The organism is Stenotrophomonas sp. TWI273, assembly GCF_039674765.1.
In the GTDB taxonomy this organism is placed as follows: Bacteria; Pseudomonadota; Gammaproteobacteria; order Xanthomonadales; family Xanthomonadaceae; genus Stenotrophomonas.
The window spans coordinates 1-23,910 of record NZ_JBDJOA010000010.1 but is presented as its reverse complement, the minus strand read 5'-3'; the positions used below and the strand labels follow the sequence as shown (position 1 = coordinate 23,910).

Genomic DNA, 23,910 nt, shown 5'->3' with positions numbered 1-23,910 from the left:
TCCCTGAGCCGAAGCCCCACAACGGATCCCCCATGGCGATGGATTTCATCCGCATCCGCGGCGCGCGGACGCACAATCTCAAGAACATCGATCTCGACCTGCCCCGCGACAAGCTGATTGTCATCACCGGCCTGTCCGGCTCGGGCAAGTCCTCGTTGGCGTTCGACACCATTTACGCCGAGGGCCAGCGTCGTTACGTGGAGTCGCTGTCGGCCTATGCCCGCCAGTTCCTCAGCGTGATGGAAAAGCCGGACCTGGACCACATCGAGGGCCTGTCCCCGGCGATCTCGATCGAGCAGAAATCGACCTCGCACAACCCGCGCTCGACCGTCGGCACGATCACCGAGATCTACGACTACCTGCGCCTGCTGTACGCCCGCGTCGGCAGCCCGCGCTGCCCGGACCACGGCTACCCGCTGGAAGCGCAGACGGTCAGCCAGATGGTCGACCACGTGCTGACCCTGGATGCCGAGCAGCGCTACATGCTGCTGGCCCCGGTGATCCGCGAGCGCAAGGGCGAGCACGCCCAGGTGTTCGACCAGCTGCGCGCGCAGGGCTATGTGCGCGTGCGGGTGGACGGCCAGCTGCATGAAATCGATGCGGTGCCGCCGCTGGCACTGCGCCAGAAGCACACCATCGAAGCGGTGATCGACCGTTTCCGCCCGCGCGAGGACATCAAGCAGCGCCTGGCCGAGAGCTTTGAAACCGCGCTGAAGCTGGGCGACGGCATGGTCTCGGTGCAGTCGCTGGATGTGGAGGATGCGCCTGCGCATCTGTTCTCTTCCAAGTACAGCTGCCCGGTCTGCGATTACTCGCTGCCGGAGCTGGAACCGCGCCTGTTCTCGTTCAACTCGCCGGTCGGCGCGTGCCCGGGCTGCGATGGCCTGGGCATGGCCGAGTTCTTCGATCCCTCGCGCGTGGTGGTGCACCCGGAGCTGTCGCTCTCGGCCGGCGCCGTGCGCGGCTGGGACCGTCGCAATGCGTACTACTTCCAGCTGATCGCCTCGCTGGCCAAGCACTACAAGTTCGACACCGATGCCCCCTGGCAGAGCCTGCCCGAGGACGTGCGCCAGGCCGTGCTGTACGGCAGCGGTGAGGAGACGATCACCTTCACCTACTTCACCGAAGCCGGTGGCCGCACCCAGCGCAAGCATCGCTTCGAGGGCATCATTCCCAACCTCGAACGCCGCTACAAAGAGACCGAATCCTCGGCCGTCCGCGAAGAGCTGGCCAAGTACATCAGCGAGCGCAACTGCCCCGAGTGCCAGGGCCAGCGCCTGAACAAGGCCGCGCGCAATGTGTTCGTGGCCGACCGTGCGCTGCCCGAACTGGTGGTGATGCCGATCGACGATGCGCTGAAGTTCTTCAGCAGCATGACCCTGCCCGGCTGGCGCGGCGAGATCGCCGGCAAGATCGTCAAGGAGATCGGTGAACGTCTCGGCTTCCTGGTCGATGTCGGCCTGGATTACCTCACCCTGGAGCGCAAGGCCGACACCCTGTCCGGTGGCGAAGCCCAGCGCATCCGGCTGGCCTCGCAGATCGGTGCCGGCCTGGTCGGCGTCATGTACGTGCTGGATGAGCCGTCGATCGGCCTGCACCAGCGCGACAACGAGCGCCTGCTCGGCACCCTGACCCGCCTGCGCGACCTCGGCAACACGGTGATCGTGGTCGAGCATGACGAAGACGCGATCCGCCTGGCCGACTACGTGCTGGACATCGGTCCGGGCGCGGGTGTGCACGGCGGCGAGATCGTCGGCCAGGGCACGCTGCAGGACATCCTGGATGCGCCGCGTTCGCTGACCGGCCAGTACCTGTCAGGCAAGCGCGCCATCGAGATCCCGGCGCGCCGGCACAAGCCCAACCCGAAGATGACGCTGCACCTGCGCGGTGCCAGCGGCAACAACCTCAAGGGCGTGGACCTGGATATTCCCTCGGGCCTGCTGACCTGCATCACCGGCGTGTCCGGCTCGGGCAAGTCGACCCTGATCAACGACACCCTGTTCTCGCTGGCCGCCAACGAGATCAACGGTTCCTCGCACCCGATCGCGCCCTACAAGGAAGTGGACGGGCTGGATCTGTTCGACAAGGTGGTGGACATCGATCAGTCGCCGATCGGCCGCACCCCGCGCTCGAACCCGGCCACCTACACCGGTCTGTTCACGCCGCTGCGCGAGCTGTATGCGCAAGTGCCCGAAGCGCGTGCGCGCGGTTATTCGCCGGGCCGTTTCAGCTTCAACGTGCGTGGCGGCCGCTGCGAAGCGTGCCAGGGCGATGGGCTGATCAAGGTGGAAATGCACTTCCTGCCGGACGTGTACGTGCCCTGCGATGTCTGCCACGGCAAGCGCTACAACCGCGAAACGCTGGAGATCCTCTACAAGGGCTACAACATCAACGACGTGCTGCAGATGACCGTCGAAGATGCGCTGAAGCTGTTCGAGCCGGTGCCGAGCATCGCGCGCAAGCTGGAAACGCTGGTCGATGTGGGCCTGAGCTACATCAAGCTGGGCCAGAGCGCGACCACGCTGTCCGGTGGTGAAGCGCAGCGCGTGAAGCTGTCCAAGGAACTGTCGCGCCGCGATACCGGGCGCACGCTGTACATCCTGGATGAGCCGACCACCGGCCTGCACTTCCACGACATCGAAGCGCTGCTCGGCGTGCTGCACAAGCTGCGCGACGAAGGCAACACGGTGGTGGTGATCGAGCACAACCTGGATGTGATCAAGACCGCCGACTGGATTGTCGATCTGGGTCCGGAAGGCGGCCATCGCGGTGGCACCATCCTGGTCACCGGTACGCCGGAAGACGTGGCGGCCTGCCCGACCTCGTACACCGGCCAGTTCCTGGCCAAGATGCTGCCCTCCACCAGCGCGCGCCCGGAACAGCCGGCGGCCGTGGCCAACAAGCCCGACGCCCGCCCGCCGCGCAAAGCCAAGCCGGAACCGAAGAAGGCCGTGCGCAAGACCGCCGCGACCAAAGCCCCCAGCAAGACCAAGAAGAAGACCGCATGAGCAACGAGCACAAGATCCTCGCCCGCGTGCCGATCAGCGTCCGCTGGCGCGACATGGACAGCATGGGCCACGTGAACAACGCCAAGTACATCTCCTACCTGGAAGAAGCGCGCGTGCGCTGGATGCTGGGCGTGGAAGGCGTTTCGATGACCGACCGCATCGCCCCGGTGGTGGCGGCCACGAACGTCAACTACCGCCTGCCGATCGTGTGGCCCAACGACATCGTGGTGGAGCTGTTCGTCGAGCGCCTCGGCAACAGCAGCGTGACCATCGGCCACCGCATCGTGGACGAGAAGAACGACAGCACGCTGTATTCGGATGGCAACGTGGTGGTGGTCTGGATGGACACGCAGACCGGCAAGAGCGCGCCGTTGCCCGAGGCGATCCGCACCGCGTCCACCTGAGGGGTAGTGCCGGCCGCTGGCCGGCAACCTCATGACGCCGGACGGATGTGCATGGGTGCCGGCCAGCGGCCGGCACTACCGTTCCATACCCCATGGGGCCTTACGGTACCGCGCTGCGCACCTGCATCATCCCATCCACCTTGCGCCCATCTTCCAGGCTCAGCCGCAACGGCAGCTGTGCGCCTTCCTTCAGTGCCACCTCCGGCTGCATCAGCATCAGATGCAGTCCGCCAGGTTTGAGCTCGACCGTCGCCCCCGCCGCGATCGGCAATCGCTCCACCGCGCGCATCCGGCTGACCCCGTCGACCAGCGTGGTTTCATGCAGGGACACATCGCCGAACGCCTTGCTGCCTGCGGCGATCACCACGACCGCCTCGCGGCAGTCGTTGCGGATCCGCCCGTAACCGGCGGCCATCGGCATCGCGGCCGGCGGCAACCGCAGCCAGCCGTCGCGCAGTGACACACAGGAAGGTTCTGCGGCCACTGTCGGCGCCGATGCTGCGAACGCACACAACCCCAACAATACGCACACGAATGGTTTGGTTATCATCGGCTTCGTTCCCTGTCCGCAACGAGACTGCAGCATGACGACGCTCATCGAGGTGATCAACCATGGCCCCATCCGCGAACTGCGGCTGGCGCGTCCGCCGGTCAATGCGTTGGACACCGAGCTGTGCCGGCACCTGATCCAGGCGATCAACCAGGCCATGTCCGAGGACGTGCACGGCATCGTGCTGTCCGGGAGCGAGCGCATCTTCAGTGCCGGCATGGACGTGCCGCACCTGCTCGGCCATGGCGATGACAGGCACAAGCTGCTGGACAGTTGGCAGGCCTTCTTCGGCGCCGTGCGCACCCTGGCCGAATGCCGCGTGCCGGTGGTGGCGGCCATGACCGGGCACGCCCCTGCCGGCGGCTGCGTGCTGGCGCTGTGCTGCGACTACCGGATCATCGCGCGCAGCCCCGATGCCGCCCATCCCACGGTGATCGGCCTGAACGAAGTGCAGGTCGGGCTGGTCGCGCCGGAAGGCATCCAGCGCCTGATGCGCCGCGTAGTCGGCCACCATCGGGCCACCACCCTGCTGGTCGGCGGCGAGATGGTGCCGGCCGAGCGTGCACTGCAGATCGGGCTGGTCGATGAGGTGGTCGATGCGGATCAGGTTGTCGCCCGCGCCGTGGCCTGGCTGCAGAGCCTGCTGAAGCTGCCGCGCCAACCGATGCTGCTGACCCGCGCCATCGCCCGCGCCGACCTGCATGAGGCGCTGCACGCCGACCTCATCCAGCTCGACCGCTTCGTGGACGCCTGGTACGCCCCGGACGCCCAACAGGCGCTGCACGGGCTGGTCGCCAGACTCGGCAAGGCCTGAAGTCCGGCAAACGCCAACGCCCCGGTAGTGCCGGCCGCTGGCCGGCAACCAGACAATGAACGATCGAAGTGGTGCGGGGTTGCCGGCCATGGGTCGGCACTACCCTATAATTTGCTTTCGCCCACCCCAGGTTGCTTCCCTTGTCCGCCACGCACGAACCCGTCGTTTCCGAGCTGATCGACCTGCTCTCGCTCGAACGCCTGGAAGACAATCTGTTCCGCGGCCAGAGCCGCGATATCGGCACCAAGTACGTTTTTGGCGGCCAGGTGCTGGGCCAGGCGCTGTCCGCCGCCCAGAAGACGGTCGAGAACGGCCGTCACGTGCATTCGTTGCACGCCTACTTCCTGCGCGCCGGCAACATCGACCATCCCATCGTCTATGACGTGGACCGCACCCGTGACGGCGGCAGCTTCTCCGTCCGCCGGGTCACCGCGATCCAGCACGGCAAGGTGATCTTCTTCTGCGCCGCTTCGTTCCAGCAGGCCGAGACCGGCGCCGAGCACCAGCACAAGATGCCGGAAGTGCCGCAGCCGGAAGACATCGAGCCGAACCAGCCGCTGCCGCAGGCGGTGCTGGATCGTCTGCCGATCAAGGTGCAGCGCTGGCTCTCGCGCGGCGGCCCGTTCGAGTTCCGCCATGTCTACCCGCGCGATGAACTCAATCCGCCCAAGCGCCCGCCCTACCACCAGGTCTGGCTGCGCCTGAACGAGACCGTCGGCGATGCTCCGGAGCTGCATCAGGCCCTGCTCGCCTACGCCTCGGATTTCCACCTGCTCGGCACCGCGACCTTCCCGCACGGCATCAGCTACTACCAGCCGCACGTGCAGATGGCCTCGCTGGACCATGCGATCTGGTTCCACCGCCCGTTCCGCGCCGACGACTGGCTGCTGTACTCGCTGGACAGCCCCAGCGCGCAGGATTCGCGTGGCCTGGCGCGTGGCCAGTTCTTCACCCGCAACGGCATCCTGGTCGCCAGTACGGCGCAGGAAGGCCTGATCCGCGTGGTCGATGACAGTGCCGCGGCCGCCGCCGTGCCGGCCAAGGACTGACATGAGACAGATCTTCAACAGCCAGCGCGTAGAGACCGTGGAAGGCGTGGCCCAGCTGCTGCGCGACGCCGGCATCGAGGTGCGCATCACCAACGGCCGCTCGTACCACAGCAAGCGCGGCAGCCAGTTCAGCTATCTGGACAAGGAAAAGGCCACCACCCACCCGACCCTGTGGGTGGTGCACGCCGATGACCAGCCGCGCGCCCGCGAGATCCTGCGCGATGCACGCCTGCTGGAAACCACCCGCCGCGACCACCCGACCGCGCAGTTCGCGTTCCGCGACGAGGTCGCCCAGAACGATGCGCCGCGCAACTGGGCCTGGCGCATCCGTATCGGGCTGCTGCTGGTGATCGCTGCCGTGGCGATGGTGGTGGTCATGCGCCACCGCGGCGGCCCGGTCGTGGCGCCCGCCCCGGCATCAGCACCGGCCGTGCAGCCGACGGCGTCGCCGACCGCACCGGCCGCCACCCCGCCGGAAGAAGAGGAAGTGCGGGTCCGGATCCAGCCCACCGAGTAACGGGTAGTGCCGGCCGCTGGCCGGCTCCTCGTGCGGTTGGAATCCTGCAGAGCCGGCCAGCGGCCGGCACTATCCGGTCACATTCGGGTTGAGGCATCGTCATACTCGGATCACCGCCGGGGAACGTGCCATGACGCATCCGCTGACCACTACGCTCGAACGCGAGCTGCCCGCTGCCACAGGCGGCTGCCAGCAGTCCTACGGGCGCATCGTGCTGGCCTGCCAGAACACGGTCACCGCGATCGCGCTGGCGATCACCCGCGACGTGCATGCCAGCGAGGACATCGCACAGGAGGCTTTCATCAAGGCCTGGCAGCAGCTTAACCAGCTGCACAACCACGCCAGCTTCCTGCCGTGGCTGCGCCAGATCACCCGCAACCTCGCCCGGGACTGGCTGCGCGCCAACCGCGGCCGCCCGCTCTCAGGCGAGGCCGCCGAGATCGCCATCAACATGGCCGCCGACCCCAGCCCCAGTGCCCCGGAACACCTGCAGCGGGTGGAAGAAGAACTGGCCGCCGAAGAGATCATCTCTGCGCTGCCCGAAGACAGCCGTGAGACGCTGCTGCTCTATTACCGCGAAGGCCAGAGTTCGCAGCAGGTCGCCGATCTGCTCGGGCTCAGCGATGCCGCCGTGCGCAAGCGCCTGTCGCGCGCGCGCGCCACCGTCCGCGAGGAAATGATGCGTCGCTTCAGCGACTTCGCGCGCAGCAGCGCGCCGAGCGCTGCGTTCGCGACCACCGTCGTGTCCATGGTGCTGGTCGCCGCCCCCGGTACCGCCAGTGCCGCGATCCTGCTCGGCACCGGGCTTGGCACCAGCAAGCTCGGCCTGGGCGGTGCCAGCGTTTCCGGCGGTGCCGCCCTGGGGTCGTTGACGGCAGCGGCCAGCCAGACCCACGTGTTGCCGCCGGATTTCGCGTGGGGTGCGATCCTCGGCAGCATGGTCGGTGGCGTGCTGGGCAGCTACCTGGGCGGCCGCTATCTGCTCTCGTATGCCGAGAGCCATGACGAGCGCACGGCCATCCGCGGCTTCGTGCACTACAGCACCTTCACCGCCATGGTGACCTGCGTGGCCGTGTTCGCCCTGGGCTTCCTGCCGCTGGCCTGGTACTGGCCGGTGGTGGCGTTGGCCATCGGCCTGGCCGTGATCAACTATCAATGCCTGGTTCCGCTGCAGCGGATCATGGCCCCGATGATCGCTCGCGATGCAGCGCGCCATGGCCGCACCGGCCCGAACTGGAAGTACGAGTCGCTGTATGGCCGCAAGGCGCTGTGGGTAATGAACCTGTTCGTGATCGGCACCATCGCCTGGGCGATGTACAGGAACGGCCGCATCTGATGTAGAAAAAGCGCCGGTCGACGACCGGCGCTTTCGTTGTGCAGCTTCAGCGTATCGCTTACTTCGCGGCCGGTGCCTTCGGCGGCATCGGCGGCTTGCCATCGCGGTGCTTGCCATCGCGATGATCGCCACGCGGGCCACCGAACGGGCCCTTGGCCGCATCGAACTCAGCCTTGCTCAGCTGGCCGTCCTTGTTGGTGTCGGCCGCGGCAAACCAGGCATCACGATGCTGCTTCATGCGCAGCTCGCGGTCGGCCTTGTCCAGGTAACCATCCTTGTTGACGTCCATCGCATCGAAGCGCGCGGCCAGGCGCGGGTCGGCCTTGGCCTCTTCGCGGCTGATGCGGCCGTCCTTGTTGGTGTCCAGCTTGGCCATCCAGTCGCCATGCCCACCCGGGCCACGCCCATGGCGCTTGCCGTGCCAGCGCGGCAGTTCCTCACGGGACAGCTTGCCGTCCTTGTTGGCATCGAGCGTGTCGAACTGCGCGGCCAGACGCGGCGACCTGGCCGCCTCGGTGCGGTCGATGAAGCCATCGCCATTGGTATCCAGCTTGGCGCGGGCGGGTTTGTCGGCGGCGGCGGGGGTATCGGCAGCGACCGCCAGGCCGGCAGCACCGGTGGACAGCAGCAGGGCCAGCAGCAGGAGGGATTTGCGGTTGCGCATGGGTAACTCCGGTTGGTGAGGGAAACTGCGTGCGGTGCGTGGCACCCACACCGGTAACAACGCGTGGGCGCTAGCACCGTTGACAGCCCGGCAGGCCGTGTTCATTTGGCAGACAGTCGCGCCGGCTGCGACGGCACGGGGCTATGCTGTGGGCATGGCAATACACGGCGACCGCGACGACGAGCTCCGACTGTTCCAGACCGGTGACCACCCCTGTGGCTACTGGCCGGAACGGGCCGCGCGCGATCTGGTGCTCGATCCCAACGATCCGCGCCTGGGCACGCTGTACCCGATGGCACTGGGCTGGGGCTTCCGCCGCTCCGGCGATCTGGTCTACCGCCCGCACTGCGCGGACTGCCACGCCTGCGTGGCCGTGCGCATCCCCGTGGCCCGCTTCGCACCGGACCGCAGCCAGCGCCGCTGCCTGGCCCGCAACGCCGATCTGGAAGTGCGGATCGTTGCCGCCGAACAGACCGAAGAGCAGTTCGCGCTGTACCACCGCTACCTGACCCATCGCCACGCGCAGGGCGGCATGGACGAACACGGCCCGCACGAGTTCGATCAGTTTCTGATCGGGCGCTGGTCGCAGGGGCGTTTTGTCGAAATCCGCGGCCCGGCCGAGGACGGCCATCGCGGCCCGCTGCTCGGCGTCGCCGTAACCGACGTCACCCCGCAGGGGCTCTCGGCGGTCTATACCTTCTTCGAACCGGACCAGGCCCATCGCGGCCTGGGCACCTTCGCGATCCTGCAGCAGATCGCCTGGGCCCAGCGCGAGCAGCTGCCGCACCTGTACCTGGGCTACTGGATCCGCGACCACCGCAAGATGGACTACAAGCGCCGGTTCCGCCCGCTGGAGGCCTACGATGGCCGCCGCTGGCATGCCTTCGATGACGAACTGGACGGCCGCTGACGCATCACTGACACCGCGACGGGTGCAAAATAGGCGGATGAAAGCCCATCCCCTGATCCTTGCCCTGGCCCTGCTCTGCGGCGCCTGTGCCCAGACCCCCGCCAAGACCGCCGCCATGCCGGATACCGCTTCCGCACCGCTGCGGATCGCCACCTACAACACCTCCCTGTACAGCGACGAGACCGGCGGCCTGATCGCCGAGCTTGAAGGCGACAGCGAACACGCGCGCAAGATCGCCGCCGTCCTGCAGCGGGTCCGTCCGGATCTGGTGCTGCTCAACGAATTCGATTACGACGACGCCCACCGCGCCGCCGACCTGTTCCAGCAGCGCTACCTGGAAGCCGCACAACCGGGCGGCGGTGCGCCGCTGCACTACGCCTACCGCTACCTCGCCCCGGTCAACACCGGCGTGCAGAGCGGCCTGGACCTGGACAACAACGGCGAGATCGGCGGCGAAGGCCGCGCCCGTGGCAACGATGCCTGGGGCTACGGCCTGCACCCGGGTCAGTACGGCATGCTGGTGCTGTCGCGCTACCCGATCGATGAAGCCAAGGTCCGTAGCTTCCAGCTGCTGAAGTGGAGCGCGATGCCCGGTGCCCTGCGCCCGATCGACCCGCGCACCGGGAAATCCTTCTACAACGACCACGTCTGGTCGCAGCTGCGCCTGTCCTCCAAATCGCATTGGGACGTGCCGGTGACCACCCCGAACGGCACCGTCCATGCCCTGGTCTCGCACCCGACCCCGCCGGTCTTCGACGGCCCGGAGAAGCGCAACGCCGCCCGCAACTACGACGAACTGCGCCTGTGGCAGGACTACCTCAAGGACCGCGACACCTCCTGGCTGTGCGATGACCGCGGCCAGTGCGGCGGCCTCCCGCAGGACGCGCGCTTCGTCATCCTCGGCGACCTCAACAACGACCCGGTCGACGGCGACGGCCGCCACGACGCGATCGTCGAACTGATCGAAAACCCCCGCGTCCTGCGCTACCCCACCCCGCGCAGCGTCGGCGCAGAGCAGACCAGCCTGGCGTATGCCGAAAAAGGCATCACCCGCAAAGGCGCGCCCTTCCACGCCACCGGCGACTTCGGCCCGAAGTCGGGCACGATGCGGCTGGACTACGTCCTGCCCTCGGTCGGCTTCAACTACATCGGCAGTGGCGTTTTCTGGCCGGCCAACGAAAGCCCGGACGCGAAGATCGCCGATGGCAGCGACCACCATCTGGTGTGGGTGGACGTGAAGTAAGTTCTGCTTCGCTTTCAACGAAAAACGGCGAGCCAAGGCTCGCCGTTTTTTTTGTCCTGCCATTTTCTGCCGCGCCGTTGGATCCGCCCAACCGACCCTCCGCGAGGAGGTGATCGGGCAGCCCGATGAAGGACCGTGTGCGGCATGGATGCCGCACTACGAGCCCCCAGGGATGGGTTTACGGCGGGTCCTGCATCGGGCTGCCCGATCGCCTCACACCGGCAGCACCCAAGGCGCCCTGCCTCACGACCGCAGCTCGATCCCGATCGCCTCAGCCGCCTCACGCGCAATCTTCCGCGCCTCATCGACATCCGCCCCCCGCGCCAGCGTCACCCCTACCCGGCGATGCCCGTGCACACTCGGCTTGCCGAACAGGCGCAGCGCCGAATCCGGCTGCACCAGCGCTTCGGCCACATTGCTGAAGAACGGCACGCCTTCGCCGTGGGCCAGCATCGCGCACGACGCCGACGGACCACTCTGGCGGATCACCGGGATCGGCAGCCCCAGGATCGCGCGCGCATGCAGCGCGAACTCACTCAACTCCTGCGAGGCCAACGTCACCAGACCCGTGTCATGCGGCCGCGGTGATACCTCGCTGAACCACACCTCGTCGCCCTTCACGAACAGCTCGACCCCGAACAGCCCCCAGCCACCCAGCTCATCGGTGATCGCCTGCGAAATCTCCTCCGCCCGTGCCAGTGCGCGCGGCGACATCGGCTGCGGCTGCCAGCTTTCTCGGTAGTCGCCGTCTTTCTGCCAGTGCCCGATCGGCGCACAGAACGAGGTCCCGCCTGCGTGACGCACGGTCAGCAACGTGATTTCGTACTCGAAATCGATGAAGCCCTCCACGATGCAGCGCCCGGCACCGGCGCGGCCACCGGTCTGCGCATACTCCCAGGCCGGCGCGATGTCGGCGTCCTGGCGCAGCGTGCTCTGGCCCTTGCCCGAGGAGGACATTACCGGCTTGACCACGCACGGCAGGCCAATCGCGGCCACCGCCGCGCGGTACTCGGCATCGGTATCCACGAAACGGTACGGCGAGGTCGGCAGGCCCAGCGTCTCGGCGGCGAGCCGGCGGATGCCTTCACGGTCCATCGTCAAGCGCGCGGCACGCGCGGTGGGCACCACGCGCAGGCCCTGCTCCTGTTCCAGCTGGACCAGCGTCTCGGTATGGATCGCCTCGATCTCAGGCACCACCAGATGCGGCTTCTCCAGTGCAATCAGCGCGCGCAGCGCCATCGCGTCGAGCATGTCGATCACGTGCGAACGGTGTGCCACCTGCATCGCCGGCGCGTTGGCGTAGCGGTCAGCAGCGATTACCTCCACCCCCAGCCGCTGCAGCTCGATGGCGACTTCCTTGCCGAGTTCGCCGGATCCCAGCAGCAGCACACGGGTGGCGGAAGGAGACAGCGGCGTACCGAGCGTGGACATGGCAGTGTTCCGGACAACAGGGGCGGGAGGGCATTCTAGCCGGTGCCGCCGCCGCGTGGCCGGCCCGGGCGGCACTTGCAGAGTGATATCAATTTGATATCTTCCAATCAACTACCCAAGGACGCCCCGCCATGAAAGAGAAGTCGATCCGCTCGCTGTCCGGCCTGCCCTTCCTGCTGCTGGTGCTGGCCCTGACCGCGGTGGCCGTGTGGATGTTCGTGGTCGGGGTGGACAAGGGCAACCGCAACCCGGCGCTGATCGTGGGCAGCCTGGTGCTGGCCACCACCGCCCTGCTCAGCCTGGTCGGCCTGTACACCGTGCAGCCCAACCAGGCCGTGGTCGTCAGCCTGTTCGGCAAGTACGTCGGCACCGTCAAGGAGAACGGCCTGCGCTGGAACAACCCGTTCTTCACCAAGGTCAAGGTGAGCCAGCGCGTGCGCAACTTCGAAAGCGGCAAGCTCAAGGTCAATGAGCTCGACGGCAGCCCGATCGAGATCGCCGCGGTGATCGTGTGGCAGGTGGTGGATGCTTCCGAAGCTGTCTACAACGTGGATGACTACGAGAGCTTCGTGCACATCCAGTCCGAATCTGCGTTGCGCGCGATGGCGACCAGCTATCCGTACGACCAGCACGAAGAAGGCCAACTGTCGCTGCGCAGCCATGCCGCCGAGATTTCCCAGCACCTCAAGGACGAGCTGGCCGAGCGCCTGGCCGATGCCGGCGTGCAGGTGATCGACGCGCGCATCAGCCACCTCGCCTATGCGCCGGAAATCGCCCAGGCGATGCTGCAGCGCCAGCAGGCCAATGCGGTCATCGCCGCGCGGACGCGGATCGTCGCTGGCGCGGTCGGCATGGTCGAAATGGCCTTGGCCGAACTGCAGAAGAACGGCGTGGTCCAGCTCGATGAAGAGCGCAAGGCGCACATGGTGAGCAACCTGCTGACCGTGCTGTGTTCGGATCGTGGCACCCAGCCGGTGGTCAACGCCGGTTCACTGTATTGATGCAACAGCGTGCCGACCCATGGTCGGCACCTACCAACGCAACGCGGCGCCGAGGGGACGGCACGCGTTGTAGATAAAGGACCCCGCATGACCGAAAAGAAAGCCTACCCGCTGCGTATCAATGCCGACGTTCTGGCGGCGGCGCAGCGCTGGGCCGACGACGAGCTGCGCAGCCTCAATGCACAGATCGAATACGTGCTGCGCGATGCGCTGCGCAAGGCCGGACGCCTTCCCAAACCCACCCCCGACAAGGAGAGCAAGCCATGAGCAGGCGCTGGAGCTACCTGACCGTTGAAGTAAAGCCGGGCATGATGGGCATTGTGAAACCCAAAGACATACAGGACGAGCTGACCCGGCACGGCAACCTTGGCTGGGAACTGGTCAACCTTGTCTTCGCGCCGCCCCTCAATACGGCGTTGCTGATCTTCAAGAAGGAGGATTGAGATGTCTGAAGCTCAATCCTTCGAGGTTGCCCCATCGCCGGTCCGGCGACTGCTGTGGCTGTGGGTTCCGCTACTGCTCGTCGCCGGCCTGATGGTGGGCACCGCGCTGGACGCGCCGGAGCGTTCACACACCGAACTGTTCATCACCCTGCCGTTCCTGGCGGTGCTGGCGGCCGCGCTGACCTGGGCGTACACTCGCCGCCGCATCGTGCTCCACCAGGACACGCTGGACGTGCAGTCGACCTTTTACCGCAAGCGCGTGCCGGTGAGCGACATGCGTCTGGACGAAGCGCGCATCGTCGATTTCGCCGAGCATGGCCGTTACAAGCCCTCGATCAAGACCAATGGCTACGGCGTGCCGGGCTTTCAATCCGGGCATTACCGGATGGCCGACCGCAGCAAGGCGTTCTGCCTGGTCACCGACAGCAGCCGTGTGCTGCACCTGCCGCTGCGCGATGGCAGCGCCCTGGTGATCAGCCCGGACCGCCCACGTGCACTGCTCGATGCCCTGAAGGCGCTGGCCGCGCGGCCGGGCGCGCACTAAGCTGGCAGCATGCGCCGATCCCCTGCCCTGCTGATCAACACCGCCGAGATCGAACTGTGGCCCGGCGGCCTGCTGCGTGCACGCGGCTCTGCCGACGCCCGCGCCTTGGCTCGCGCGCAGTGGGTACTGCGGCGCAAGCGCGATGGGCGCTACCTCGCCGTCGCTACCGCCCACGGCGTGCTGCCGCTGGTGCCGCGCCTGATGCGCGAGCCGGGCATCGAGGAGGCACTGGATGCGCTGGACCGCCAGCTGCTGGATCGCCGTCGTGGCAACGCGCCTGATGCGGTGCTGCCCCTGAGTGGACTGCAGCATCGCCTCGAAACCCTCGGGATTGATGCCGATGCCTACGAGGCCGCGACCGGTCTTGCGCTGGAGGCCGAACCGGCTCAGCTGCACCTGGCCGGCTTCGACCGCTACCGGCGCCCGCTATGGCTGCAGCGCGAGGCCGCACGGGGCTGGCAACGCCTGCGCCAGCAGGCCGCCGCCGATGGCATCGCGCTGGATGCGATCTCCGGTTACCGCAGCCACGACTATCAGCTGGGCATCTTCGCGCGCAAACGCAGCCGCGGGCTGAGTGTGGAGGACATACTGAAGGTCAACGCCGCGCCCGGTTACAGCGAGCATCACAGCGGCTACGCGCTGGATATCGGCACCCCCGGCGAACCGCCGGCGGAAGCATCGTTTGAGTCGACGGCCGCGTTTGCGTGGCTGGCCGAGCATGCGGGCCGCTTCGGCTTCCAGCTGAGCTACCCGCGCGACAACCCGCACGGGATTGTCTACGAACCGTGGCATTGGTGCTGGCGCGACGCCGAACCCTGACCGGGGCGAACCGCCTCACCCCTGCGAACGATTGGTCGTCGCCTTCGGATCCACCGTGAAATCGGCGATACGCCACAGGTACAGACTGGCGTAGGTCCGGAACGGGCCCCACCTCTCGCCCCGGGCGAGCAGCTCCTTCGGGGTCGGCATCCGCTCGGCCTTGTCCACGCGCTGCGCTCCCTTGCGGATACCGAGGTCGTCCACCGGCAGGATGTCCGGGCGACCCAGCCGGAACATCAGCATCATCTCCACCGTCCAGCGGCCGATGCCGCGGATCGGAACCAGCGCATCGATGATCGCATCATGGTCCATCACCGACATCCGGCGCAGGTCGGGAATCTCGCCTGCTGCCTCGCGCCTGGCCAGGTCGCGCAGGGCCAGCGCCTTGTTGCCGGAGACACCGCAGACGCGCAGCCCGGGGTCATCGATACGCGCAAGCGTATCGGCGTGCAGCCGGGTGCTGCCGATGGCCGTCTCCACCCGCCCAACGATGGTCGAGGCGGCCTTGCCGCTGAGCTGCTGGAACAGGATTGCCCTGGCCAGCGCATCGACCGGATCGAACGTCTTCGCCCACCCGGGCTGCGCCTGGATCGGGCCGAGCCGCTTCATCCACATGCCCAGCCGCCGGTCGCGCCGGCTCAGCCAGGCATGCGCCTCATCGACATCAAAGCCGCGGCGGTATCGGGGCATGTCAGCGCCTCAGCGCGTTCAGCCCGTAGGCCAGCCAGCCCACCATCAGCGCGGTGCCACCGACCGGCGCCAACGAGGTGCTGAGCTTCCACAGCGCGCCCGCCACCAGGCTGCCGGAGAACAGCAGCGTGCCGATCAGCAGGATGTACAGGGCCAGCCGGCCCAGCGTGTTCTGCTGGGTCGGGCCGAGTACGGCCAGCGCCACCCCGTGCCCGAAGGCGTACAGCGCCGCGGTGGTCACATGCGACTGCGCCAGCGGGTCGGCGATGCCATGGGAGGCGTATGCCGACAGGCCCACCGCCGTGGCCGCGAGCAGCCCGCCCAGGCCGGCCAGCAGGGAGGGTTTGCGCGTGCGTCGTTCCAGGTTGAGCATGCTTGCGTCCTTCAGACAGTGCCCCGTGGCCGGAGCCAAAAAAAAACGCGCCGCAGGAAGCGGCGCGTTTCAGGTCGTGCGTTACATCACGGCAACCGTCGGATTACTTGACGGCCCAGTAGATGTCGTACGTGCCTTCCGGAGTGAACGACTTGTCCACGCCGTCCTTCCAGGACTCGTACGGACGATCGATCACTTCGTTGCCGCCGGTCACCGACCACGCACGCAGGGCGTTACGGGCGATGTCCAGGCCGGCCATGTGGCCGGTGTAGGCCGCGTGGGCCGAACGATGCGGAGCCACATGCACGTACTTGACCGGTGCGCCATCGTCGATCTTCACCGTCAGGGCTTCGGCCGTCGCGGCCTCAACACCCTTCTTCTTGACCGGCTGGGCCACGTCGAAGGCGTACTTCTCGGCGCCGAAATCGGTGGTGATGATGCGGAACGGACCGGCGGCTTCGAGGTTGTTGGCCTCCATGACGCGCTTGATCCACTCCTGGTTGTCCTTGATGGACTTGGTGATGGTCTCCTGGCCGCGGTCCACGTTGCCGGCGGTGACGACCAGCAGGTCCTCGGCCGGGACGTCCACGATGGCCAGATCGGTCAGCGGGGCTTCGGCGGTGCGGTAGTCGATGTTCGGCACGGTGGCCAGCATGTTGGCCATGCGCGACAGACCCAGCTTCAGGTCGTCACCGGCGTGACGGCTGACGTACAGACCAGCGTAACGACCGAACAGGTTGAAACCGTACTTGACGCTGTAGTCCTGCGTGATCTTGACGTTGCGGCCACCCTTGCCGGTCGGCTCCAGGGTGAAGCTGGTGGTCTTGTCGTGACCCTTGGAGGCGTCCTCGATCGCGATCGCCACGTGCTTGTTCTGCTCGGACTCGGTGATCACCCAGCTACCCTCGCCCAAGGAGCTTTCCTTGGAGGCGTAGTCCAGGCGTGCGCCGACGCCGGCAGCGGGGCCGGAGTACTTCAGTTCAACGGCGGGATCGCGCAGCAAGAGCGGGTTCCAGTCCTTGAAGCGGCGCAGGCTGTTGACCGTGTCGTACACGATCGTCATCTTGCGGTTGGTCTCGATGCTTTCGGAAATATGGCGCTCGCCCGGCAGACATACGCCAATGATGACGAACAGGCCAGCCACGATCCCCAAGGCGATCAGGAACTCGATAATACGGGTCATTCAGGAGTCTCCGGGGCCGATCCCACGGCCGGGTTGATTGAAGCGAAGCGCCAATCCTAGCAGGCTTCGCCGGTGTTGTTGATCAGGGTTGGCACACCGGTTTCCATGTCGGCAGCGGTTTTGCATAGACAAGGAGCGGAAAGATAACGCATCGCGCGTGTCAGCACGTAGCGGATGGACAATATTTCTTTGCCGGATTCGGCTGTCGAGACCGAAAATCCCCCTGCATCGCTTGCGCTGCAAGGGTTTCGCAGAATTCAGAAATTACCTGCAAACCCGTCACCGCCCGAAGGCCGGCGCCGGGTCCACCGGCTCAGACCAGCTGCAGCTCGAAGGCCTTGAGCACCGCCCGGGTGCGGTCGCGCACCCCCAGCTTGGAGAGGATGTTGGACACATGGTTCTTGATCGTGCCCTCGGCCACGCCCAGTGAATTGGCGATCTCCTTGTTGGAGAAGCCGCTGGCCATCAGCCGCAGGATCTCGGTTTCGCGGTCGGTCAACGGGTCCGGCCGGTCCAGGCTCACGAACTCGTTGCGCATGTGCTCCAGGCCCGACAGCAGCCGCTGGGTGACCGCCGGCTGCACCAGCGAGCCGCCATCGGCCACGGTCCGGATCGCGCCCACCAGCTGGTCCAGGGTCACGTCCTTGAGCAGGTAGCCCTTGGCCCCGGCCTTGAGCCCGGCCAGGACGAGCTGGTCGTCGTCGAAGGTGGTCAGGATGATGGTCGGCGGCAGCTGGTTCAGCCGCGACAGCATCTGCAGCGCCTCCAGGCCGGACATCACCGGCATGCGCATGTCCATCAGGACCACGTCCGGGCGGACCTGGGGAACCACCTCGACTGCCTGCCGGCCATCGGCGGCCTCGGCGACCACCTCGATGCCGTCATCGAGCGCCAGCAGTGAGCGGATCCCCTGCCGCACCAGGGTTTGGTCGTCGACCAGGCAGACGCGAATCATCAACGCACTCCTTCAATGACAGCGGTCAGCATCAATACTGGCACGCCGGGTACCGAGGCACGAAGGCGGAAGCCCTGGCCCCGGCGGGTTTCGATCTGCAGCTCACCACCGCATTGTTGCAGGCGCTCGCGCATCCCGCGCAACCCGTTGCCGACCACGATCCCGTCGGCGCCCACCCCGTCATCATGCGCTTCCAGCACCACGATGCCCGGCGCCTCGCGCCGGACCTTGATCCAGAGGTTGCGCGCGCCGGCGTGCCGCACTGCATTGGTGATGATCTCCTGGGTGCAGCGCAGCAGCACGTGGGCCCGCTCGGGGTCTTCCACGCTCAGCGGCTCGTCGATATCCAGGTGGATCTCCAGCGAGGGGACCTGCTCGGTCAGCGGGCGCAGCGCGGCGGCCAGATCGATCGCGCCACTGTCCCGCAGCTGGCTGACCGCCTCGCGCACGTCGGTCAGCAGCAGCTTGGCCAGGGTATGGGCCTGATGGACGTGTTCCTGCGCCTGCCCTTCGGTGATGTGGCCGGCCACTTCCAGATTCAGGCTGAGCGCGGTCAGGTGATGGCCCAACAGATCGTGCAGCTCCCGGGAAATGCGGGTGCGTTCGTTGACGCGGGCGCTTTCGGCCAGCAGCACGCGGGTGGCGCGCAGCTCGGTATTGAGTCTTCGCTGCTCTTCACGGGCATCGGTCTGCTGCCGCGCCACCAGGCTGGTCACGAAGATGAACATGGAGAAGCCGCCATACAACAGCGACTGCATCACCGCTTCGAACAAAGAGAAATTCAGGATGAGGTAGTAGACCGGCAGCACCGCCAGCTGGCTCAGCAGCAGCCAGATCACGCCACCGCGCACCGGCAGCATCCACGGGATGACCCCGGCAGCGACCATCATCAGGATGCTGCCCAGCCCGGAGCCGCTCAGATAGCTCACGCCCAGCGCCGACGCGGTCAGCAGCACCAGCATGACCCGGTCATACCAGCGCGAGTGGCCGCCGTTGCGCAGCCCGCGGGTCAGCCAGAAGTAGCCGGCGCCGAAGGCCAGGTACGCAGCAAACAGCCACAGCGCCCACGCATCGACGCCTCCGCCGCGGCGCAGCAGCGCTTCGTACTGTGAGTAAACCAGGGGAAGTCCGACCATGACCCAGGTGAACAGGCCGGCCAGTCGCAGTACTCGGGTGTGGCTGAGGTATCCCAACATGGACGCATAGTAGGCTGAACCTGTTCCCCTGCACTCCCACAGAAGTCATGCCTGTCCGCTCGCGGGGGGAAGCCACCCATGCAATAATCGGACCGAGGGCCCCTCGATGGGCCAACCGCGTTACCCCACGGAGTCACAATGTCGATTGTCATCCGCGACGTGCGCGAGCACGAGCTCGATTCCGTCCTGGCCCTGAACAACAATGCCGGCCTGGCCATCCTGCCGTTGGATGCCGCCCGCCTGCGTCTGTTCTATGAAAGCGCTGAGTATTTCCGCGTCGCCGAGCGCGACGGCAACCTGGCCGGTTTCCTGATCGGCTTCGGCAGCGACAGCCAGCACGACAGCAGCAACTTCGCCTGGTTCAAGCAGCAGCTTGACAGCAAATTCTTCTATATCGACCGCATCGTGGTCGCCAGCCGCCGTCGCGGCGGTGGCGTTGGCCGTGCGTTCTATGCCGATGCGCAGAGCTACGCCGAGCTGCGTTACCCGCAGCTGACCTGCGAGGTGTTCCTCGATCACGGTGCCGATGCCGCCCTGCTCTTCCACGGCAGCTTCGGCTTCCGCGAGGTCGGGCAGAACAACATGGCCCACGTGGATGTGCGCGCCAGCATGCTGCTCAAGGACCTGTGCAGTTACCAGTGGGTGCACGACACCTACGGCGACCAGTTGCCGGATGTGCCCTGGGTGGGCCATCGCCGCGAGCCGCTGCGCGTGCAGCAGCAGACGGGGACCTGATCGGTGGCAGCGAACATGGATTTTGAACAGGCCGGTGAACTGAAGATCGGCCAGGTCGGCATCGCGAATCTGCGTATCCGCACCCTCGATGTCGAGCGCCTCACCCGTGAAATGCAGGAACGTGTCGCGCGTGCGCCGAAGCTGTTCGGGCGTGCAGCCGTGATCCTGGATTTCGGCGGACTCAGCAGGATGCCGGACGTGGCGACCGCCAAGGCGCTGCTGGACGGCCTGCGCAAGGCCGGCGTGCTGCCGGTTGCGCTGGCCTACGGCACCACCGAAACCGACCTGCTTTCCCAGCAGCTCGGCCTGCCGCTGCTGGCCAAGTTCCGCGCCCAGTACGAGCGCGCCGAGGCCGAACCGGCCCCTGCGCCCCTGCCGGTCGCCGAACCGCCGCCGCGCCGTGCGCGTGCCGCCGCTGCCGTGCCTGCGGCACCGGCGCCGAGTACGGTGGCCACCGGTGGCGCGCCCAAGCCGGGCCGCATGCAGACCGCCAATGTCCGCTCGGGCCAGCAGCTGTATGCGGAAAACTGCGACCTGACCGTCATGGCCACCGTCGGCGCGGGCGCCGAGGTGATCGCCGACGGCAGCATCCACATCTACGGTACGCTGCGGGGCCGTGCCCTGGCAGGTGCCCAAGGCAACACCACGGCGCGTATTTTCTGCCGTGAATTCCACGCTGAACTGGTCGCCATTGCCGGCCATTACAAGGTACTGGACGATGTTCCGGACTCCCTGCGCGGCAAGGCCGTGCAGGTGTGGCTGGAACAGGACCAGATCAAGATCGCTGCGCTGGACTGACGCAGCCCCCAAACAGAAGAATCAGGAGAAATCCTTTGGCTGAAATCATCGTAGTCACCTCCGGCAAGGGCGGCGTCGGCAAGACCACCAGCAGCGCCAGCCTGGCCTGCGGGTTGGCACGTCGTGGCAAAAAGGTGGCGGTGATCGACTTCGACGTCGGCCTGCGCAACCTGGACCTGATCATGGGCTGCGAGCGCCGCGTGGTGTACGACTTCGTCAATGTCGTGCACGGAGAAGCGACCCTCAAGCAGGCCCTGATCAAGGACAAGCGCTTCGACAACCTGTACGTGCTGGCTGCCTCGCAGACCCGCGACAAGGACGCACTGACCCAGGAAGGCGTGCGCAAGGTGCTCGACGATCTCATCGCCGACGGCTTCGAATACGTCATCTGCGACTCCCCGGCCGGTATCGAGAAGGGCGCGTTCCTGGCGATGTACTACGCCGACCGTGCGGTCGTGGTGGTGAACCCGGAAGTGTCTTCGGTGCGCGACTCGGACCGCATCATCGGTCTGCTCGATTCGAAGACCCACAAGGCCGAATCCGGCAAGAACGTGCCGGCCTTCCTGCTGCTTACGCGCTACAGCCCGGTACGGGTGGAAAGCGGCGAAATGCTCAGCATCACCGACGTGGAAGAAGTGCTGGGCCTGAAGGCCATTGGCGTGGTGCCCGAATCGGGCGACGTGCTCAATGCCTCCAACAAGGGTGAGCCGGTCATTCTGGACCCCGAATCGGCGGCGGGCCAGGCATACGAAGATGCGGTTGGCCGCATCCTTGGCGAAGAGCGTCCGATGCGCTTCACCACCGTGGAGAAGAAAGGCTTCTTCAGCAAGCTGTTCGGAGGGTAAGCATGGGACTGTTCGATTTCCTGAACCGAAAGAAGACCACTGCCGAAACGGCCAAGAACCGCCTGCAGATCATCATCGCGCAGGAACGCAGCCACCGCGGCGGCCCGGACTACCTGCCTCTGCTGCAGCGCGAGCTGCTGGAAGTGATCAAGAAGTACGTCAACATCGACGCTGATGCGGTCAAGGTCGATCTGGTCAAGGACGGGGAGCACGATGTGCTCGATATCTCCGTCGCCTTGCCGGAAGGCCCGCAGCAGCCCTGATCGACATCGCCCCTTCCGCGTTGGAAGGGGCGGTTGAGCGGTAACCCATGAACGACGCTGCCCCCACCGCCGAACCGCAGGTCACCTGTGTCGGCGATATCCGTTTCGACGATGCCCTCGCCCTGCTCGCCACCCACGATCTGCACCTGCATCGTGTGGCCGACGGCGCGCCGATTCCGGGCAGCTATTGGGGTGAACCCGAAGCCGGCATCATCGGCAGCGACGTGTATGTCCGCGATGACACGCCCGTGCACTCGATGCTGCACGAAGCCTGCCACCTGATCGTGCTGCCGCCGGAGCGGCGTGCGCTGGTGCACACCGATGCCACCGATTCGGTGCCCGAAGAAGACGCCACCTGTTACCTGCAGATCGTGCTGGCCGCGCAACTGCCAGGCGTGGGCAGCGCGCGCTTGATGCTGGACATGGATGCGTGGGGGTATACGTACCGGCTGGGGTCTACGAAGGCGTGGTTCGAGCAGGATGCGGAAGATGCCAAGGCGTGGTTACTCGAACGCGGCCTTCTTCCTGCGTAAATCCGCATGTCCGGCTGGTCCCGGGCGCGTGGCGACGCGCCAAGCGTATAGGCGCCAGGGTGTTCACTCGGCGCGGTTCGAGCAGGACGGTGAAGATGCACTTGCCTGGTTGATGTAGCGCAGGTTGCTTCTGCCGTAGAGCCGACCGTTGGTCGGCTGTCGTGCGCTGTGACGCGACGTCAGGAGCAGCCGACCAACGGTCGGCTCTACCCGGCCATCGCGCGCAGGGTGATGCCCACGATGTAGGCCAGATACGTGCCCGTAGCGTAGCCCATCGTGCCCAGCAGCACGCCGACCGGGGCCAGCGAGGGATGGAACGCCGCGGCCACCACCGGGGCCGACGCCGGCCCACCGATATTGGATTGCGAGCCGATCGCGAAGTAGAAGAACGGCACCTTCAGCGCGCGCGCCAGCGCCCATAGCAGCACGATGTGCACGGCGATCCAGATCAGGCCGAGCAGGAACAGCCACGGGCGGTCGAGCAGCGCGAGCAGGTCCATCTGCATGCCGATGCAGGCGATCAGGAAGTACAGCAGCAGCGAACCCAGTTTGGAGGCACCGGCGCCTTCCAGGTTGCGCGCACGGGTGAAGCTCAGCGCCAGACCGCAGGTAGTGGAGATCACCACCACCCACACGAACGGCGCGTCCAGACTGAACTGCGAGGCCCAGGCGACATGCCCCTTGAACCACGCCGAGACCGGCCCGGCAATCGCATGCGACAGGCCCACCACGCCGAAGGCAACGGCGACGATCAGCATCAGGTCGGTCAGGCTGGCCACGCGCTCATGCTGTGCCTGGAAGGCCTGGATGCGCAGCTTGAGGGCATCGATGCCGGAGGTGTCGGCACCGCTGCGCGCATCGATCTTTGCCGCGCGCCCGGCCATGAAGATCAGCACCGCCATCCACACATAACCGACACCGACATCGACCACCGCGAACTGCCCGAAGGTGGTCGCGTTGACATCGAAGACTTCGCGCATCGCCAGCATGTTGGCGCCGCCGCCGATCCAGCTGCCGGCCAGCGCCGCCATGCCCGCCCAGGTATCGCCGGCGACCGTCGCCGGATGCAGCCACTTCATCAACTGGAAGGCGACCACGGCGCCGATCATGATGCTGAGCGAGGCGCCGAGGTACATCACGATCAGTTTTGGTCCCAGCCGCAGGATGCCCTTGATGTCCACGGCCAGGGTGAGCAGCACCAGGGCGGCGGGCAGCAGGATGTCACGAGCGACCGGGTTATAGAGATGGGTGTTCTGGCCATCGATCAGGCCGACGGTGTTGTACACACCGGGAATCAGGTAGCACAGCAGCAACGCGGGCACGTAGGTATAGAACCGCTTCCACAGCCCCTGCTCGCGCGAGGCGGTCCAGAACACGGCACCGAGGGTGGCGGCGATCAGGCCGAAGACGACGATGTCGTTCTGGATCAGGGCGGGAGCTTTCACGGGTGTGGAGTACCTGGAGGAGGGGCGTGCGATTCCACACGTTTCGGGAAAACAATCACCGGTAGAGCCGACCCTTTGTAGGCTGGGTTTTTAAGCAGCCCCACAAACGTCCGCGCAAACGGGTTAAACCCCCCCCAAGACCGGGTTACCCCCCCCCGATG

27 protein-coding genes are annotated in these 23,910 nt (G+C 66.4%); 18 read left to right on the top strand and 9 right to left on the bottom strand.

All coding sequences use genetic code 11. From position 1 onward, the window contains the following. Positions 1-32 precede the first annotated feature (32 nt). Together uvrA and ABE571_RS13555 are read left to right on the top strand one after the other, a co-directional pair. Complete coding sequence (gene uvrA, locus ABE571_RS13560) at positions 33-3,008, top strand: excinuclease ABC subunit UvrA (protein WP_121043407.1); 2,976 nt, start codon at positions 33-35, stop codon at positions 3,006-3,008. Beyond that, positions 3,005-3,412 carry a thioesterase family protein gene (locus tag ABE571_RS13555; RefSeq protein ID WP_265309403.1) on the top strand — a complete coding sequence of 136 codons (408 nt, stop codon included), beginning with the start codon at positions 3,005-3,007 and terminating at the stop codon, positions 3,410-3,412. The genes uvrA and ABE571_RS13555 overlap by 4 nt, the downstream gene beginning before the upstream one ends. Before the next feature lie 100 nt (positions 3,413-3,512). Here ABE571_RS13555 and ABE571_RS13550 read toward each other — a convergent pair whose 3' ends face one another. Further along, entirely contained in the window at positions 3,513-3,962 is a 450-nt protein-coding gene (locus tag ABE571_RS13550; protein ID WP_346483233.1) for a copper chaperone PCu(A)C, read from the bottom strand. Positions 3,963-3,996: 34 nt separating this feature from the next. Here ABE571_RS13550 and ABE571_RS13545 point away from each other — a divergent pair, with 34 nt between their 5' ends. The 4 genes from ABE571_RS13545 to ABE571_RS13530 all read left to right on the top strand — a co-directional run bounded on the left by ABE571_RS13545 (position 3,997) and on the right by ABE571_RS13530 (position 7,678). Then, positions 3,997-4,776, top strand: coding sequence for an enoyl-CoA hydratase/isomerase family protein (locus tag ABE571_RS13545; protein WP_313217594.1), 780 nt, complete (start codon positions 3,997-3,999; stop codon positions 4,774-4,776). Between the two features lie 140 nt (positions 4,777-4,916). Then, positions 4,917-5,825 (top strand): acyl-CoA thioesterase II, encoded by a 909-nt coding sequence (tesB, locus tag ABE571_RS13540; RefSeq protein WP_088432131.1) that lies wholly within the window; start codon positions 4,917-4,919, stop codon positions 5,823-5,825. 1 nt (position 5,826) lies between these two features. Next, a complete protein-coding gene (locus ABE571_RS13535) occupies positions 5,827-6,342 on the top strand; it encodes a DUF2007 domain-containing protein (protein WP_346464658.1) in 516 nt (171 codons plus the stop codon). 130 nt (positions 6,343-6,472) lie between these two features. Next, on the top strand, positions 6,473-7,678 hold the full coding sequence (locus ABE571_RS13530; RefSeq protein ID WP_313217590.1) for an RNA polymerase sigma factor: 1,206 nt from the start codon (positions 6,473-6,475) through the stop codon (positions 7,676-7,678). Between the two features lie 58 nt (positions 7,679-7,736). On the opposite strand, the gene ABE571_RS13525 is transcribed toward ABE571_RS13530, so the two are convergent. Next, the gene (locus ABE571_RS13525) at positions 7,737-8,342 is read right to left on the bottom strand and encodes an EF-hand domain-containing protein (protein ID WP_265309406.1); all 606 of its coding nucleotides are present in this window, start codon (positions 8,340-8,342) and stop codon (positions 7,737-7,739) included. Positions 8,343-8,496: 154 nt separating this feature from the next. Between ABE571_RS13525 and ABE571_RS13520 the strand changes: the two genes are divergently transcribed. Continuing rightward, complete coding sequence (locus ABE571_RS13520) at positions 8,497-9,252, top strand: arginyltransferase (RefSeq protein ID WP_346493830.1); 756 nt, start codon at positions 8,497-8,499, stop codon at positions 9,250-9,252. 37 nt (positions 9,253-9,289) lie between these two features. Next, complete coding sequence (locus ABE571_RS13515) at positions 9,290-10,495, top strand: endonuclease/exonuclease/phosphatase family protein (RefSeq protein ID WP_346493829.1); 1,206 nt, start codon at positions 9,290-9,292, stop codon at positions 10,493-10,495. Between the two features lie 243 nt (positions 10,496-10,738). On the opposite strand, the gene purT is transcribed toward ABE571_RS13515, so the two are convergent. Then, the gene (purT, locus tag ABE571_RS13510) at positions 10,739-11,926 is read right to left on the bottom strand and encodes a formate-dependent phosphoribosylglycinamide formyltransferase (RefSeq protein WP_346463944.1); all 1,188 of its coding nucleotides are present in this window, start codon (positions 11,924-11,926) and stop codon (positions 10,739-10,741) included. Positions 11,927-12,057: 131 nt separating this feature from the next. On the opposite strand from purT, the gene ABE571_RS13505 reads away from it, so the two are divergent. The 5 genes from ABE571_RS13505 to ABE571_RS13485 all read left to right on the top strand — a co-directional run bounded on the left by ABE571_RS13505 (position 12,058) and on the right by ABE571_RS13485 (position 14,733). Beyond that, positions 12,058-12,927, top strand: coding sequence for an SPFH domain-containing protein (locus ABE571_RS13505; protein WP_088432124.1), 870 nt, complete (start codon positions 12,058-12,060; stop codon positions 12,925-12,927). Between the two features lie 87 nt (positions 12,928-13,014). Further along, positions 13,015-13,194, top strand: coding sequence for an Arc family DNA binding domain-containing protein (locus tag ABE571_RS13500; protein WP_313212733.1), 180 nt, complete (start codon positions 13,015-13,017; stop codon positions 13,192-13,194). Further along, on the top strand, positions 13,191-13,370 hold the full coding sequence (locus tag ABE571_RS13495) for a DUF4177 domain-containing protein (RefSeq protein ID WP_123728652.1): 180 nt from the start codon (positions 13,191-13,193) through the stop codon (positions 13,368-13,370). The genes ABE571_RS13500 and ABE571_RS13495 overlap by 4 nt, the downstream gene beginning before the upstream one ends. Position 13,371: 1 nt before the next feature. Continuing rightward, positions 13,372-13,914: a PH domain-containing protein gene (locus tag ABE571_RS13490; protein ID WP_346466766.1), complete on the top strand. Its 543-nt coding sequence runs from the start codon at positions 13,372-13,374 to the stop codon at positions 13,912-13,914. A 9-nt stretch (positions 13,915-13,923) separates the two neighbouring features. Beyond that, the gene (locus ABE571_RS13485; RefSeq protein ID WP_346493828.1) at positions 13,924-14,733 is read left to right on the top strand and encodes a M15 family metallopeptidase; all 810 of its coding nucleotides are present in this window, start codon (positions 13,924-13,926) and stop codon (positions 14,731-14,733) included. 15 nt (positions 14,734-14,748) lie between these two features. Here ABE571_RS13485 and ABE571_RS13480 read toward each other — a convergent pair whose 3' ends face one another. From ABE571_RS13480 to ABE571_RS13460, 5 genes are all read right to left on the bottom strand, one after another. Next, positions 14,749-15,423 carry a DNA-3-methyladenine glycosylase gene (locus tag ABE571_RS13480; RefSeq protein ID WP_313217581.1) on the bottom strand — a complete coding sequence of 225 codons (675 nt, stop codon included), beginning with the start codon at positions 15,421-15,423 and terminating at the stop codon, positions 14,749-14,751. A 1-nt stretch (position 15,424) separates the two neighbouring features. After that, the gene (locus tag ABE571_RS13475) at positions 15,425-15,796 is read right to left on the bottom strand and encodes a DUF423 domain-containing protein (RefSeq protein ID WP_313212729.1); all 372 of its coding nucleotides are present in this window, start codon (positions 15,794-15,796) and stop codon (positions 15,425-15,427) included. Positions 15,797-15,899: 103 nt separating this feature from the next. Continuing rightward, positions 15,900-16,979, bottom strand: a complete 1,080-nt coding sequence (locus ABE571_RS13470) for an SRPBCC family protein (RefSeq protein WP_346493827.1) — start codon at positions 16,977-16,979, stop codon at positions 15,900-15,902. A 313-nt stretch (positions 16,980-17,292) separates the two neighbouring features. Next, positions 17,293-17,934 carry a response regulator transcription factor gene (locus tag ABE571_RS13465; RefSeq protein WP_019184539.1) on the bottom strand — a complete coding sequence of 214 codons (642 nt, stop codon included), beginning with the start codon at positions 17,932-17,934 and terminating at the stop codon, positions 17,293-17,295. Then, positions 17,934-19,130: a sensor histidine kinase gene (locus tag ABE571_RS13460; protein WP_088432115.1), complete on the bottom strand. Its 1,197-nt coding sequence runs from the start codon at positions 19,128-19,130 to the stop codon at positions 17,934-17,936. The genes ABE571_RS13465 and ABE571_RS13460 overlap by 1 nt, the downstream gene beginning before the upstream one ends. 138 nt (positions 19,131-19,268) lie before the next feature. Here ABE571_RS13460 and ABE571_RS13455 point away from each other — a divergent pair, with 138 nt between their 5' ends. Genes ABE571_RS13455 through ABE571_RS13435 form a run of 5 tightly spaced genes read left to right on the top strand, consistent with a single transcriptional unit; the run spans position 19,269 to position 22,304 of the window. Further along, the gene (locus tag ABE571_RS13455; RefSeq protein WP_088432114.1) at positions 19,269-19,865 is read left to right on the top strand and encodes a GNAT family N-acetyltransferase; all 597 of its coding nucleotides are present in this window, start codon (positions 19,269-19,271) and stop codon (positions 19,863-19,865) included. Positions 19,866-19,880: 15 nt separating this feature from the next. Beyond that, positions 19,881-20,663, top strand: coding sequence for a septum site-determining protein MinC (gene minC, locus ABE571_RS13450; protein ID WP_346493826.1), 783 nt, complete (start codon positions 19,881-19,883; stop codon positions 20,661-20,663). 35 nt (positions 20,664-20,698) lie between these two features. Beyond that, the gene (gene minD, locus ABE571_RS13445) at positions 20,699-21,508 is read left to right on the top strand and encodes a septum site-determining protein MinD (RefSeq protein ID WP_088432112.1); all 810 of its coding nucleotides are present in this window, start codon (positions 20,699-20,701) and stop codon (positions 21,506-21,508) included. A 2-nt stretch (positions 21,509-21,510) separates the two neighbouring features. Further along, positions 21,511-21,771, top strand: coding sequence for a cell division topological specificity factor MinE (minE, locus tag ABE571_RS13440; protein ID WP_017355894.1), 261 nt, complete (start codon positions 21,511-21,513; stop codon positions 21,769-21,771). A gap of 47 nt (positions 21,772-21,818) precedes the next feature. Then, complete coding sequence (locus tag ABE571_RS13435; protein WP_313217576.1) at positions 21,819-22,304, top strand: hypothetical protein; 486 nt, start codon at positions 21,819-21,821, stop codon at positions 22,302-22,304. A gap of 206 nt (positions 22,305-22,510) precedes the next feature. On the opposite strand, the gene ABE571_RS13430 is transcribed toward ABE571_RS13435, so the two are convergent. Beyond that, on the bottom strand, positions 22,511-23,749 hold the full coding sequence (locus ABE571_RS13430) for a DUF819 family protein (protein ID WP_313212725.1): 1,239 nt from the start codon (positions 23,747-23,749) through the stop codon (positions 22,511-22,513). Between the last annotated feature and the right edge of the window lie 161 nt (positions 23,750-23,910).